At 41.5% G+C, this 12,491-nt stretch carries 12 protein-coding genes and 1 pseudogene; all 13 read right to left on the reverse strand.

What is annotated here, in order from left to right:
* Window position 1: 1 nt before the first annotated feature.
* The 13 genes and pseudogenes from MSC25_RS13130 to MSC25_RS13190 all read right to left on the reverse strand — a co-directional run bounded on the left by MSC25_RS13130 (window position 2) and on the right by MSC25_RS13190 (window position 12,484).
* Window positions 2-1,033, reverse strand: a complete 1,032-nt coding sequence (locus MSC25_RS13130) for a chemotaxis response regulator protein-glutamate methylesterase (RefSeq protein WP_248443678.1) — start codon at window positions 1,031-1,033, stop codon at window positions 2-4.
* A gap of 8 nt (window positions 1,034-1,041) precedes the next feature.
* Window positions 1,042-1,665, reverse strand: a complete 624-nt coding sequence (cheD, locus tag MSC25_RS13135; RefSeq protein WP_029774194.1) for a chemoreceptor glutamine deamidase CheD — start codon at window positions 1,663-1,665, stop codon at window positions 1,042-1,044.
* Window positions 1,649-2,479 (reverse strand): protein-glutamate O-methyltransferase CheR, encoded by an 831-nt coding sequence (locus MSC25_RS13140; protein ID WP_054983326.1) that lies wholly within the window; start codon window positions 2,477-2,479, stop codon window positions 1,649-1,651. The genes cheD and MSC25_RS13140 overlap by 17 nt, the downstream gene beginning before the upstream one ends.
* A 60-nt stretch (window positions 2,480-2,539) precedes the next feature.
* Window positions 2,540-5,244: pseudogene (locus MSC25_RS13145) on the reverse strand (methyl-accepting chemotaxis protein).
* 48 nt (window positions 5,245-5,292) lie between these two features.
* A complete protein-coding gene (locus MSC25_RS13150) occupies window positions 5,293-5,778 on the reverse strand; it encodes a chemotaxis protein CheW (RefSeq protein WP_248443680.1) in 486 nt (161 codons plus the stop codon).
* Window positions 5,775-7,862, reverse strand: coding sequence for a chemotaxis protein CheA (locus tag MSC25_RS13155; protein WP_248443681.1), 2,088 nt, complete (start codon window positions 7,860-7,862; stop codon window positions 5,775-5,777). The genes MSC25_RS13150 and MSC25_RS13155 overlap by 4 nt, the downstream gene beginning before the upstream one ends.
* 14 nt (window positions 7,863-7,876) lie before the next feature.
* Complete coding sequence (locus MSC25_RS13160) at window positions 7,877-8,239, reverse strand: response regulator (RefSeq protein WP_029773320.1); 363 nt, start codon at window positions 8,237-8,239, stop codon at window positions 7,877-7,879.
* Between the two features lie 8 nt (window positions 8,240-8,247).
* Complete coding sequence (locus MSC25_RS13165) at window positions 8,248-8,520, reverse strand: STAS domain-containing protein (RefSeq protein WP_004588224.1); 273 nt, start codon at window positions 8,518-8,520, stop codon at window positions 8,248-8,250.
* 163 nt (window positions 8,521-8,683) lie between these two features.
* Window positions 8,684-9,301 carry an SCO family protein gene (locus MSC25_RS13170; RefSeq protein ID WP_248443682.1) on the reverse strand — a complete coding sequence of 206 codons (618 nt, stop codon included), beginning with the start codon at window positions 9,299-9,301 and terminating at the stop codon, window positions 8,684-8,686.
* Window positions 9,298-10,227 carry a heme o synthase gene (gene cyoE, locus MSC25_RS13175; RefSeq protein ID WP_024033912.1) on the reverse strand — a complete coding sequence of 310 codons (930 nt, stop codon included), beginning with the start codon at window positions 10,225-10,227 and terminating at the stop codon, window positions 9,298-9,300. The genes MSC25_RS13170 and cyoE overlap by 4 nt, the downstream gene beginning before the upstream one ends.
* Window positions 10,228-10,239: 12 nt before the next feature.
* Entirely contained in the window at window positions 10,240-11,229 is a 990-nt protein-coding gene (locus tag MSC25_RS13180) for a COX15/CtaA family protein (protein ID WP_024033913.1), read from the reverse strand.
* Between the two features lie 30 nt (window positions 11,230-11,259).
* On the reverse strand, window positions 11,260-11,754 hold the full coding sequence (locus tag MSC25_RS13185) for a hypothetical protein (protein WP_004588220.1): 495 nt from the start codon (window positions 11,752-11,754) through the stop codon (window positions 11,260-11,262).
* Window positions 11,744-12,484 (reverse strand): SURF1 family protein, encoded by a 741-nt coding sequence (locus MSC25_RS13190; protein ID WP_248443684.1) that lies wholly within the window; start codon window positions 12,482-12,484, stop codon window positions 11,744-11,746. Before MSC25_RS13190 ends, MSC25_RS13185 begins: the two co-directional genes overlap by 11 nt.
* Between the last annotated feature and the right edge of the window lie 7 nt (window positions 12,485-12,491).

The raw sequence follows: 12,491 nt of genomic DNA on the forward strand, positions 1-12,491 counted from the left end.
ATTACACCTTTATAGCCTGATGCAATAAGCGTTGGGTTACTTTATCAAGCGCAACAATTTCGTGAGCGGCACCTAAATCAACCGCCGCTTTGGGCATTCCCCACACCACAGAAGAAAACTCATCCTGTGCAATGGTGTAACCACCCGCTTGTTTAATGCTAAGCAAGCCCTTTGCTCCATCGCTCCCCATACCGGTTAGTAGCGCTGCCACAATGTTTTTTGCACCGCACTCAAGTAACGAGTTAAATAATACATCTACCGCCGGTTTATGGCGGTTAACAGGCTCAGAATCATCAAGCTCGCAATATAAACTTGCCCCTCTTTTTTTTATGCTTAAGTGCAAACCACCTGGGGCTATATAAGCCCATCCCGCAGTGAGCTTGTCGCCGTGCTGCGCTTCTTTTACGTTAATTGCACAGGTGCGGTCCATACGCTGGGCAAACGAGGTACTAAATACCGGAGGAATATGCTGGGTAATCACAATCGCAGGGCAATTGGTCGGCATTTTTATAAGCACTTCTTTTATTGCTTCTGTGCCCCCTGTTGAAGCCCCTATCGCTATTACCTTGTTTAATAAAAATTGTGCATTGCTAGGTAAAGGCTCACTTACGGTGCTTACCTTTTTAAAACTTCTTACCCTTGCACCTGCCGCCACACGCACTTTTTGCTGCACAACATATGCATATTGACTCATTTGCTGCTTAACATTCACAGTTGGCTTGGCAATAAAATCCACTGCACCAAGCTCAAGCGCTTCTAAGGTGATAGGTGAGCCTTGCTGGGTTAGTGTAGAAATCATCACAACGGGCATAGGTCTTAAGCGCATTAGGTTTTTTAAAAAGCTAATGCCGTCCATTTTTGGCATTTCTACATCGAGGGTAAGCACATCTGGATTGAGCAATTTAATCATTTCTCGTGCTTGATAAGGGTCTTCAGCACAGCCAACAACCTCGATATCGCTAGCCTGAGATAATATTTCGCTCAGCAAACGCCTTATCAGTGGTGAATCATCTATTATCAGAACTTTAACCATTACGGCTCCTAAAACAGCTCTATGTTAGTCTCGGTGGCTTTATCTTGTTGCTTAAGGTTTTGCAGGTAGCGCACTTCGCGTTTTTCAATTGTATTGTTGTGCAAATTCTTCAGCTTTTTTACGTGGACTTTGCCCGTATGCGGATGAAAAAAAATTTTTCGAGGCCACGGCCCCCCCATATCTTGTGCAACAAGATTGAGCGACTCTTCCTGAATATACGCATTGGCAAAGCTAATATTACCTATCCCTATGTCGGTCATTGCGCTAATTATTTTGCCGCCACCAAAGAGTTTTATTTTTAAATTTTTTCGCGCAGCACCACCTTTGAGTACTTCGTTGATCAGGTATTCCATTGCCCAATTTCCGTAGCGGCAGCTCAAACTATGGGCACTGTTTAATTCTAGGCCTTTTTTTACCGGCAACATAAAATGATTTACGCCACCTATACCGGCTTTTTCATCGTAAACACACGCGGCTATACACGACCCAAGCACTGTAGAAATAAGCTCATCATTTTTTGAGACATAAAATTCGCCAGGTAATATTTTTGCCACCACGCTTGTGCGCCCTGCATCCCAGTAACGTTTTATATGTTCAAACCCTGGGAGCACCGGCCTAAACTGTGCGTGCATTGTGTTGCTTTTGATACATGGTTTTCCCTAAATTTTTAAACTCAGAATGCTCTTTTCCCATACTCTCTGAGTGCCCTAAAAACAAATAACCGTCACGATTAAGTGCATTTGCATAACGTTTAAATAAGGTGTCTTTTGTTTCTTTATCAAAATAAATAACCACGTTACGACATAAAATTAAGTCAAACTGCCCTTTCATGGGCCATTCTTGTAAAAGGTTAAGGCGTTTAAAAAAAATGTGTTTATTTAACTGTGGTTTTACTTTATATGTTTGCCCATCTTTGCTTTTTAAAAACCACTTTTTAAGTACATTGTTTTCTAAGCCATTTACATTAGCCGCGGTATAAATACCCGCTTGTGCTTTGGCTAATACATTAGAATCTAAATCGGTTGCTAAAATTTTTACATCCCAAGAACTTGGGAATAAATCGGCAAGGGTTATTGCTAAGCTGTAAGGCTCTTCGCCTGTAGAGCAACCCGCTGACCATACGCGTACTCGTTTTGTTACTTTGTTACTGCTAAGTAACTGCGGCACTATGGTGTTTTTTAAAAACTCAAAGTGGTGGGGCTCTCTAAAAAAGGAGGTTAAGTTAGTGGTAATAGCATTAATAAATGCGTCAAACTCAGCCTCTTTATTATTGTGTAAGTACTCTAAGTATTGAGAAAAGTTTTTAAGTTTATGCTCTCTTACCCTTCTTGCTAAGCGGGAATACACCATTTCGCGTTTATGATCGCCAAGCACAATTCCGCACGCGTTATAAACTAAAGTGGCAATGTCTTTAAAATCTTTATCGGTACATAAAAATTCTTTCATTGTCATACCATCCCTTGTAAAGCAGGCTTGCTAGGATATTAACTAGCAAGCCAGTAATGACTAAAACTCTTCCCATTCATCTGCTGAGTCTATAAAGTTTTCGCCTTTGGGTTGGGTATTTTTTAAATAGCCACTAGGTTGGCGCGCAGGGGGCGCTGAGCGTTCAAAGTGCGTATTTGGCAATGTGTTTATGCCTTGCTGCCCGAGTGAAAAAAAGTGCAATAACTGACGCATCTCGTTTGCTTGCTCAGCCATTGACTCGCCCGCCGCAGACGCTTCTTCTACAAGTGCCGCATTTTGCTGGGTCATTTCATCCATTTGGGCAACCGCTTTATTAACTTGCTCAATGCCTGCGCTTTGCTCTTCAGAGGCCTCGGTTATATCCGAAATCATTTGCGTAACACGTTGTACGCTTGAAACAATTTCTCTGAGTGTTTCGCCCGACTCATTTACAAGCACAGAGCCATCGGTAACTTTTGCAACGCTGTCTCTAATAAGCTCTTTAATTTCTTTGGCTGCTCCAGCTGAGCGCTGCGCTAAATTGCGCACCTCACCAGCAACAACGGCAAAGCCACGGCCTTGCTCACCCGCTCTAGCTGCTTCAACGGCGGCGTTAAGTGCCAGTAAATTAGTTTGAAAGGCAATTTCATCAATCACGCCAATAATGTCTGCAATTTTTTACTCGACTCGTTAATGGCCGACATACTCGTTACAGCTCTATTAACTACTTCACCACCTTGAATTGCTTTCTCGCAGGTTTCTTCGGCTAAATCGTTAGCGACTTTTGCGTTATCTGCATTTTGCCTTACGGTACTGGTCATTTCTTCCATACTTGACGCGGTTTCTTCAAGTGATGAGGCTTGTTCTTCGGTACGCTGGCTTAAATCGGCGTTGCCTTGCGAAATTTCCTCTGCGCCACTGGCAACAAGTGTAGCTGATGAGTTTATGCGATTTATAACATCGGTCAATTTATCTGCTGTGGTATTAGCATCTTGCTTGAGCTTATCGAACGAGCCTTGATACTCTTTTTCTATGCGTTTTGATAGGTCGCCATTGGCCATTGCATCAAGCATTTGTGCGGTATCACTAACGGCATCATCAACAATTTCAACTAAGCTGTTTAAGCCCTGCGCTAAGCGTAAGAAAAAGCCTTCTTTACCTTTTTCATCTACTCGGGTTTCTAAATCGCCATTACCTGCATCGCTGACTAATTGTGCAATTTCTTTTTCTATTGCAACTTCGCCCGTTCTATCTTCCCACTCAACTACGGTGCCTATGCGTTCTTGTTCTGGTGTAAAAATAGGGTTTGCAACTAAACCAAAGGTGCGCACGCCTACTTTTATTTCGGCTCGGTAAGTTGTTGTAAGCTTAGCTAGTAGGTTTTGTTGATGAGCCGGATTTTTATGGAATATATCAATGTTTTGCTGCATTAAATTGGTGCTATCAAAGTTTGGCAGCTCCTTTTTCAAATCATCTTCAGCAATACTCATCATCGATTTAACCGCGTTGTTCATGTATACAATTACATTTGAAGCATCGGCTATCATGGTGTTTGTTGCTACGGTATCAAGCGCTTGTTTTACTCGTAAGTTTTCTTGTGCTTCAGCACGTTCTTGCTCTGCTTTTGCTACGCTATCGGTAATATCTTCCCACTCAACAATAGTGCCTAAATGCTTACCTTCATGGTTTATCCACGGTGTAGCAATTAAACTAAAAATAAGCCCCGCTAAACGTAACTCAGTTTTATAAGGTTGTTTTAAGTTTTTTAATAGTTCGCGTTGATGAGCTGGGTGCTTATGAAAATCATCAACACACGTGCCTATTAAATTATCAACAGAAAAACTAGGTAGCACACCTTGCAACTCAGTTTCTCGCGCTTTGAGCATTAACTTAACCTGATCGTTTACAAATACAATATTTAGGTCTTTATCGGCAATCATTACGTTGGCTTGGCAAACAGTTAACGCACTTGCTAAATCGGCAGCCTTTTTAGACTCGCGCTCTAGCTGTTTTTGCGCGGTGATATCACTGGCGTATTTAATAACTTTATAAGGCTTGCCGTTTAAATCGAAAATAGGGTTATAAGAGGCTTGAATCCATATTTCTTGCCCTTGTTTGCCTATTCGCATGTACTCGCCCGAGTCGTACTCGCCTCGTCCTAACTTATCCCAAAATTGTTTATACTCGTTTGTTTTAGCGTATTCTGGGTCAACAAATAATTTATGATGCTGGCCTTTTATTTCGCTAAGTTGATAGCCTAAACCATTTAAAAAATTATCATTGGCAGTAATAATTGTGCCATCAAGATTAAACTCAATCACCGCCTGAGATTTACTAATTGCCTCAAGTTGGCCTTGCGCTTCAGCGGCCTGTTTCTTTTGTTCGGTAATGTCGGTAGCAAATTTAATTACTTTTAGCACTTGCCCTTGGCTATCAATAATTGGGTTATAGGTAGCTTGGATCCATACCTCTCGCCCTCCATTAGCAAGACGCTTAAACTCATTAGAAATAAACTCACCACCGCGCAAGCGTTGCCAAAAATTTTTATACTCGCTGCTTTGTGCTTCATCTGGTTCAACAAACATAGAGTGGTGCTGCCCTTGCACTTCCTCTAAACGGTATCCCATTGCATTTAAAAAGTTTGAATTAGCCGTAATTATTCTGCCACTGGGTTCAAACTCAATAACCGCTAATGATTTATTTAATGCATTAACGATTAAGTCATTACTTGATTCTGACTGCTTCGGATTACTAAACCATCCCATGCCCATCACCACCTTTATGTTTGTTTTTGTTGCTACATAGCGCTGTGGCTATATATCCATTGTTCTTTGTAAATCAATTAACGAGACCATTTTTTCGCCCACGTTCACCAACCCTGCGACATATTCACAATTACTCGAATCAGACAGGCTAGGGACGGGCTTGGCGTCTTGCTCTGCAATGCTGTAAACATCTGACACCGCATCTACTGCGATGCCCATTATTTTTGAATCGTTTTCAAAAATAACTTTTACAACAATAACAACCGTTAATGGCCCATATTCAGTGCTTGGCAAGCCAAAACGTAAGCGTAAATCTATTATTGGCACTATGGTGCCGCGAAGGTTTATCACTCCTTTAACAAAATCCGGCGCGTTGGGCAGTACGGTAATTTCTTCCCAACTTCTGATCTCTTGCACGGTTAATATATCTACGCCGTATTCTTCGCTAGCCATAATAAAGGTTAAAAACTGCTTAACGCCTTGCTGTTGCCCTAAATCAATTTTGTTGTTTAGCTCGCTTTGTTCACTAATCATGAAGCCTCCAGAGGTGTTTTAGATTCTATGATTAACTCTTGGCTACCTGGTTTTTTAAGCCCTGATAATTTTATTAAGCCGCTAATATCAACAATTAACGATACACGCCCGTCGCCTAAAATAGTTGCTCCAGACACCCCATCTACTTTTTGGTAATTAGCCTCTAAACTTTTTATGACTACCTGCTGCTGCGAAAGTAAGTCATCTACCAGCAAACCCACTTTTTGGTTGTCGGTTTCAACAACCACCAACAAGGTTTTGTCTAATGACTCTATGGCGTTTTGATGATTAAAAATTTGATATAAGCGTAAAATAGGAATGTATTCGTCACGCAGCCTTAGTACATCTAAGTCTTTACCCACTCGGCTTACTTTAGTGATATCAATCTGTAGTGATTCAACAATAGAAATAAGCGGAATAATATAAGTATGCTGGGCAACTTTAACTAATTGACCATCTAAAATGGCAAGTGTAAGGGGCAGCCTAATTGTAAAGGTAGAGCCAACGCCAGGCGCTGATGAAACCTCAACCGAGCCATTTAAAGATTGAATATTGCGCTTAACAACATCCATTCCTACACCACGCCCAGATAAGTCGCTAACCGCATCGGCGGTAGAAAAGCCGGGCATAAAAATAAGCTCGTTAATTTCATCATCTGTTAAATTACAATCAGCGGTGATCAGCTCATTAGCAATGGCTTTTTCTTTAATTTTTTGCGTATTTAAGCCTTGCCCATCGTCCATTATTTCTATCACGATATTGCCGCCTTGATGAAAGGCATTTAAGGTCACGGTGCCCACTGGGTCTTTACCTGCGGCAACCCGCTGTTCAATTGTTTCAAGGCCATGGTCGAGCGAATTTCTGACAAGGTGCACCATAGGGTCAGATATTTTTTCCATTACCGTTTTATCTAGCTCGGTTTGCTCACCTAATAATTTTAACTCCACCTGCTTATTTAGTTTTTGCGCTATATCGCGCACTAAACGCGGAAACCGGCTAAATACAAAGTTAATTGGTAACATACGAATACGCATAACATTTTCTTGCAGGTCTCGGGTATTGTGCGCCAGTTGTGCCAAACCTTCTTGTAATGACGTAATGGTTGATTCGCTAATTTCTTGCTCGCTCAACTGATTTAACATGGCTTGTGTTATCACCAGCTCACCGACCATATTTATTAACGAGTCTACTTTGTCTATTCCTACTCTTATGGAGGTAGACTCTGGTGCTGATGTTGGCTTTTTATCGGCTGTGGGTTTGCTTTTAGGTTTGTCGGGTGCTTTTTGAGCATCGCTAATAGGCGGTGTTTGAGCTGTGCTGTCGTTGCTCTTTTCATCAGCGTTTGCGGCGTGAGAAGTGTCTTCATCAAATAACCCGCCACAGAGCTCTATTTTTATATCGGCATCATCTTCTACCCATTCAAATACCTCTTTAATGGCGGCTTCTTTTTCGCTGGTATTTAAAAAAAAGCGCCAGTGTAAGTAGCACTCGTCACTGCTTAAGTCTTTAATATCTGGGATGTCGTCTAAAAATGCCTGTGTTTCAAGCTCGCCGAGTTCAGCTAATTCGCTGATCATAAATAAAGGCTCGTTGCCTGTTTTAAAAAGGTGATGATGCGGTTTGAAATCAATTTGAAAGGTATTTACCTCAGCAGCAGCCGTTACTTCGCTTGCCTCGCTTGGGGCTGAATCGGCTTGCATTTCCAGTACAATTTCAAACTGTTTTTTTAAGGTTGTAGCGTGTGATAAATCAGGCTCTTGCTCTGCTTGCAGCTCACCGAGTAACCCACGCAAGCAATCAACAGCTTTAAGCAATAAATTAACGTGCTCGGTGGTGAGTTCGCGCTCACCTTGGCGTATTTGATCCAGTAGGGTTTCTAGCACATGGGTAAACTCAGCAACAGAGTTAAAGCCAAAGGTGCCACTGCCCCCTTTAATTGAGTGCGCAGCTCTAAAAATAGTATTTATTGTTTCTAAGTCTTCTTCGCCGGGCTCTAAATTTAATAGCTCGGCCTCCATTGTATCTAGGCCTTCAAAACTTTCTTCAAAGAACACTTCAAAAAATTGACTTAAATCTATACTCACGCCGCACTCCTCAGTTAACGAATTACTTTTTTAAGTACCGCTAGTAACTGATCCGGGTTGAAAGGCTTTACAATCCAGCCTGTTGCGCCAGCTGCTTTACCTTCTACTTTTTTATCTAATCCTGACTCTGTGGTTAGCATAAGTAGCGGCGTAAATTTGTAATCAGGAAGGCCTCTGAGCTCTCTGATAAGCGTAATGCCATCCATAATGGGCATATTTACATCTGAAATTACCGCATCAAAACTTTGCTGCTTGGCAATCGCGAGGGCTTCGCTGCCATCTTTTGCTTCTGTAACATCAAAACCTGCGGTCTTAAGCGTAAAGCTCACCATTTGACGCATTGACGCAGAATCATCAACCGCTAAAATTTTCTTCATATAAACCTCTAACCTTTACTTTCAAGTGTTAAATATTGACTTAAGCCAAGTTGATTAATGGCGTTTTGAAGTGCATCACTGCTGCCTACCCATACAATTTTATGGTGTATGGTAAGTAGGTGTTTTTGTAAGGCACACAAAAGTTGAATTGACGCGGTATCGGCTGAAACAACCTCACTGACATCTAAACAAATATCGTTGTTGCTATTGAGTTCTTGTAATAAATCTTGGTGAAGAGTCTCTACTTGCATAATCGCAAGTTCGCTTGGAAGTTTTAGCATTTTTTCAGGACTTTCCCTGTCAATTCAATTCATAACAAAAGCTTAGCCTTAGTTATTAAAATTGCCATAAAAGGCTCAAAAAAATTAATAAAACTTTTAAAAGTGGCGCTAAAAAGCAAAAAAGGAGCCTAAGCTCCTTTTAAAATGCGTGAAAAGTTTAAAACTAGTTTTTATAGTAATCCGCTATTTGTTTAAATTCGCTAATAAGTTGAGTGGTATTAATAAGGGGCACATTTCCTTGTTGGAATTCAGGCTTAAATATGGCTCTTACCGCTCCATTTGCATCAACTAAAGCCACCGAAGCACTATGATCGACCGCATATTCTGATTCTTGCGAGTCACTAATGGCATAAATTAGACCAAGCTCTCTAACCACCGGGAATAGGTTTTTGTGCTCACCCGAAACAGCTAAAAAGTCAGGGTTAAAATAATCAATATACGCTTTGCGTTTTTCCGGCGTATCGCGTTGAGGGTCTACCGACATAAACCAAATTTGCAGTGGGTATTCGTTATGTAACTTTTTATACACGCTGTTTAGTTTAGCAAGCGTTAATGGGCAAATATCTGGACAACTGGTATAGCCTAAAAACACTAAGTTCCACTGCCCCAAAAATTGCGCTTTGGTGACTAACTCACCGTTTTGGTCGTTAAGTGTAAAATCAGAAAGAGGCTTTGCTTGCTCATACACTAAGGCTTGCACATCGGGTGCACTATTTTGCTCTGAGCAAGCGACTAATAAAAACGAAAAAATTACAACTAAGCTAATCCGTAACTGCTTCATAAAGGGAGCCATTTATCTATAAATAAGATCACGAAGAGTACCATTAAATGCACAATTGAAAAGCGAAATAAGTCCATTGCGGTGTCATCGCTAGGGGCTAATTTAAGCTTAACCGCTTTATACAAAAAGAGTGCATTGAGCACACATGCGCCGACTAAATAAATGCCGCCCGACATACCAATTAAATAAGGTAATACACATACAAGCGCCAGTAATATGGTGTAAGCCACAACACACGTTTTACAAAAGTCGATACCGTGAGTCACTGGCAACATAGGAATTTTAGCGCGTTCGTAATCGCTTTTGCGTGCTATTGCCAGTGCCCAAAAATGCGGTGGGGTCCACGTAAATATAATCATTACTAGTAACCATGGCGCGGCTGCCATTTGATTGGTTTCAGAAACCCAGCCCAATAAAGGAGGCATTGCCCCAGCCAAGCCACCAATCACAATGTTTTGCGGTGTGGCACGCTTTAAAAAAGAGGTATAAATAAAAGCATACCCAACTAATGCAAACAAAGTAAGTACGGCTGTTAGGGTGTTTGCCCAAAGCATTAGCATTATAAAACCAGCAACCCCTATCACGCCTGCAAAGCTTAGCGCATGGGTTTTACTAAGCCGGCCTTTGGCTACAGGGCGGTGGCGTGTACGCGCCATTTTTGTATCTATTTCGCTATCAACAACATGATTTATTACCGCCGCAGCGCCAGAGAGCAAACCAATGCCTAATAAACTAATAAATTGTACTGCAATGCCTCGCCCTACATCAGGCGCCAGTGCCAAGCCAACCCAGGCAGTAAGTACCAACATAGCCACTACTTTAAACTTGCTAATAGCTAAGTAATCTTGCAGTAAATTATAAGCACGTTGAATAAAAGGGTGTGCGCTAATAACCTGTAGTTCTTTTTTGTCGAGTGTGAGTGCCATAATTATTCCCCTTTAAGTGCGTGCTTTTAAGTAGTAACACAACCTAACCATAGTCAATAACAAGATAGCTGCCATTAAATTGTGCGCCAGCGCTACTCCAAGCGGAAAGTGCCAATGCACCACTGCAAGCCCCAAACTAATTTGGCAAAGTAGCGCAACAAGCACGCTGACAGTACAGTGTTTTATTTTTGCAGATTGCGCCTGACTGTATATACGCCACATAATTAGCGCCAACACAATACATGTAACTAGCGCCCAAATTCTGTGTAGTAGATGAATAGACATACGCGCCTGTTGCGATAGCACTCCGTACTCATAATTACTGTGCTCAAGCGGCAGCTGAAACACACTACTGAGTGAAAATGGCTGCGCATAACTACACAGCGGTAAGCCATTACAGTGTGGCGCTGCATAATTTGCTGCAAGCCACCCACCTAATGCAATTTGAATAACCAACACAGCCAATGCAACTAAGCTCAATGAAAAATAGCCTTTAGCGCTACTATCTCCACCCTCTATGGGTTTAGTAGTTAAACGCAGGTATAAAAGAGTGATTAGCGATAAAATACTAAATCCCCCCAGCAAATGCCCCATTACAATGAGCGGTTGTAAGTTCATTGTAACGGTCCACATACCCAGCGCAGCCTGAAATATAACTAACAACAATAAGGCTAGCGGTAATTTAACCGGCGTGTTTGAGTAATGGCGCTTTACAAAAGCCAACACAAATAGCGCTAAAATAAGCAACCCCAGCGCGCCTGCAAAGTAACGGTGGATCATTTCTTTCCACGCTTTGGCGGTTTCAAACATCATATCTGGGTAACTTTGGGTAGCCAGTGCGATATCGGCTTCATGCTTTGGTACAGTTAAAAAGCCATAGCAACCGGGCCAATCAGGGCAACCAAGACCTGCGTCACTTAAACGTGTATAAGCACCTAGCCCTACTACTAACAGCGCAAGTAACCCCGTTGCAAGTACCCAGTTTTTATAATTTTTATACATAGGAATCTCCCATTAACAATGCGCTATTAATTAGCTTGAACGAGAATAATTAAGTAGTTTTTTTAAATCTTTTAATAAACCTTTTTGCACTAAACGGTTTTCTTGTGGTTGCTCTTTAAACGGATACTCAAGCACCACTAAACCCATATGATCGATTAAATATAGGCTAGCGGGCTGCAAATTTTGTTGCGCGTTAAAGGTTTTCCAAGGAATATTTTTAACTTTAGGCGCCCCCATTACAGCCATATCAACTTTGCCCTGATTTTTTCCTAAGGCGATATATAAGTTATCAAGCGCATTGAGCTGCTCATTGCACGAAGCATTACATTTATTGGAGTAATTAAGCGCAATTGTCCATTGCTTAGGGTTATGCTGCTGCCAGTTTTCAAGCTTTACTTCGTGCTGTAAAAACTCGCCATTATTGGTAATGGCGCTCGGCAACCAGTCTAGTTTTAGCGCACCGTATGCAAGTACTAGCGGTACAGCGCAACATACAACAAACAAAACTAAGGGGTTATTTTTCATTGTTAGTCCTCTTTTTACTGGCAAAAATGGCCACCACTACACAGGCTAAGGCTATTAAAAACCATTGCACTGCATACACTTGGTGCTTTTGCGGACTCATCACCACCGCTTTATAATGCGGTATAGCTAGCGCATCTCCAGCACCTTGACGATAAGCCATAAAATTAAATAACGATTGATTACTCTGCTCACTGAGCTTTTGTAAATCTATTGATTGGATTCGTTTTTGAAGGTCTTGTTTTGTCGAATTGGTTTGTAAGTTAAAGCTCGTTAAATTTCGCTCTTTTATCTGCGCTTTAAGCGTAATATTACGTTTAGGAAGTTGAATGTTAGGTAGTTCGCTGCGTGAAATAGGTGCTTTTACCCACCCTAAATTAACGAGTAAAGCGTCACTTGCTTGGCTTGGCTTAAATAACACCAATAAATCGTAACCAACTTGCCCTTGGTAAACTTGGTTATCTAAAAGCCAGTATTGCTGATTTATTATTTTTCCGACAAGCTCAACCACTACACCTGTTTTATTCCACTGTGAAGGCATTGCCTGTAATTGCTGCCAGCTCATTACGCCTTGGGTTTGCATGTTAGCTATAGCTGTTAGCTGTTGCTGCTTTTGCTCAGCCCTTGCTAATTGCCAATACCCTAAACGTACACATACCAGCACCACAGCTACCACAACGCAAAGTGCGATAAATGAGCTAAGCTTTTGTTTACGCCTTAAAATTAACTGCATAAAGGGT

The organism is Pseudoalteromonas sp. 1CM17D (assembly GCF_023161805.1).
In the GTDB taxonomy this organism is placed as follows: domain Bacteria; phylum Pseudomonadota; class Gammaproteobacteria; order Enterobacterales; family Alteromonadaceae; genus Pseudoalteromonas; species Pseudoalteromonas atlantica.

Excerpts from the sequence above, each read along its gene's own strand:
- MSC25_RS13130 (WP_248443678.1), bottom strand. The coding sequence starts at position 1,033 with ATGGTTAAAGTTCTGATAATAGATGATTCACCACTGATAAGGCGTTTG.
- cheD (WP_029774194.1), bottom strand. The coding sequence starts at position 1,665 with ATGCACGCACAGTTTAGGCCGGTGCTCCCAGGGTTTGAACATATAAAA.
- MSC25_RS13140 (WP_054983326.1), bottom strand. The coding sequence starts at position 2,479 with ATGAAAGAATTTTTATGTACCGATAAAGATTTTAAAGACATTGCCACT.
- MSC25_RS13150 (WP_248443680.1), bottom strand. The coding sequence starts at position 5,778 with ATGATTAGTGAACAAAGCGAGCTAAACAACAAAATTGATTTAGGGCAA.
- MSC25_RS13160 (WP_029773320.1), bottom strand. The coding sequence starts at position 8,239 with ATGAAGAAAATTTTAGCGGTTGATGATTCTGCGTCAATGCGTCAAATG.
- MSC25_RS13165 (WP_004588224.1), bottom strand. The coding sequence starts at position 8,520 with ATGCTAAAACTTCCAAGCGAACTTGCGATTATGCAAGTAGAGACTCTT.
- MSC25_RS13170 (WP_248443682.1), bottom strand. The coding sequence starts at position 9,301 with ATGAAGCAGTTACGGATTAGCTTAGTTGTAATTTTTTCGTTTTTATTA.
- cyoE (WP_024033912.1), bottom strand. The coding sequence starts at position 10,227 with ATGGCACTCACACTCGACAAAAAAGAACTACAGGTTATTAGCGCACAC.
- MSC25_RS13180 (WP_024033913.1), bottom strand. The coding sequence starts at position 11,229 with ATGTATAAAAATTATAAAAACTGGGTACTTGCAACGGGGTTACTTGCG.
- MSC25_RS13185 (WP_004588220.1), bottom strand. The coding sequence starts at position 11,754 with ATGAAAAATAACCCCTTAGTTTTGTTTGTTGTATGTTGCGCTGTACCG.
- MSC25_RS13190 (WP_248443684.1), bottom strand. The coding sequence starts at position 12,484 with ATGCAGTTAATTTTAAGGCGTAAACAAAAGCTTAGCTCATTTATCGCA.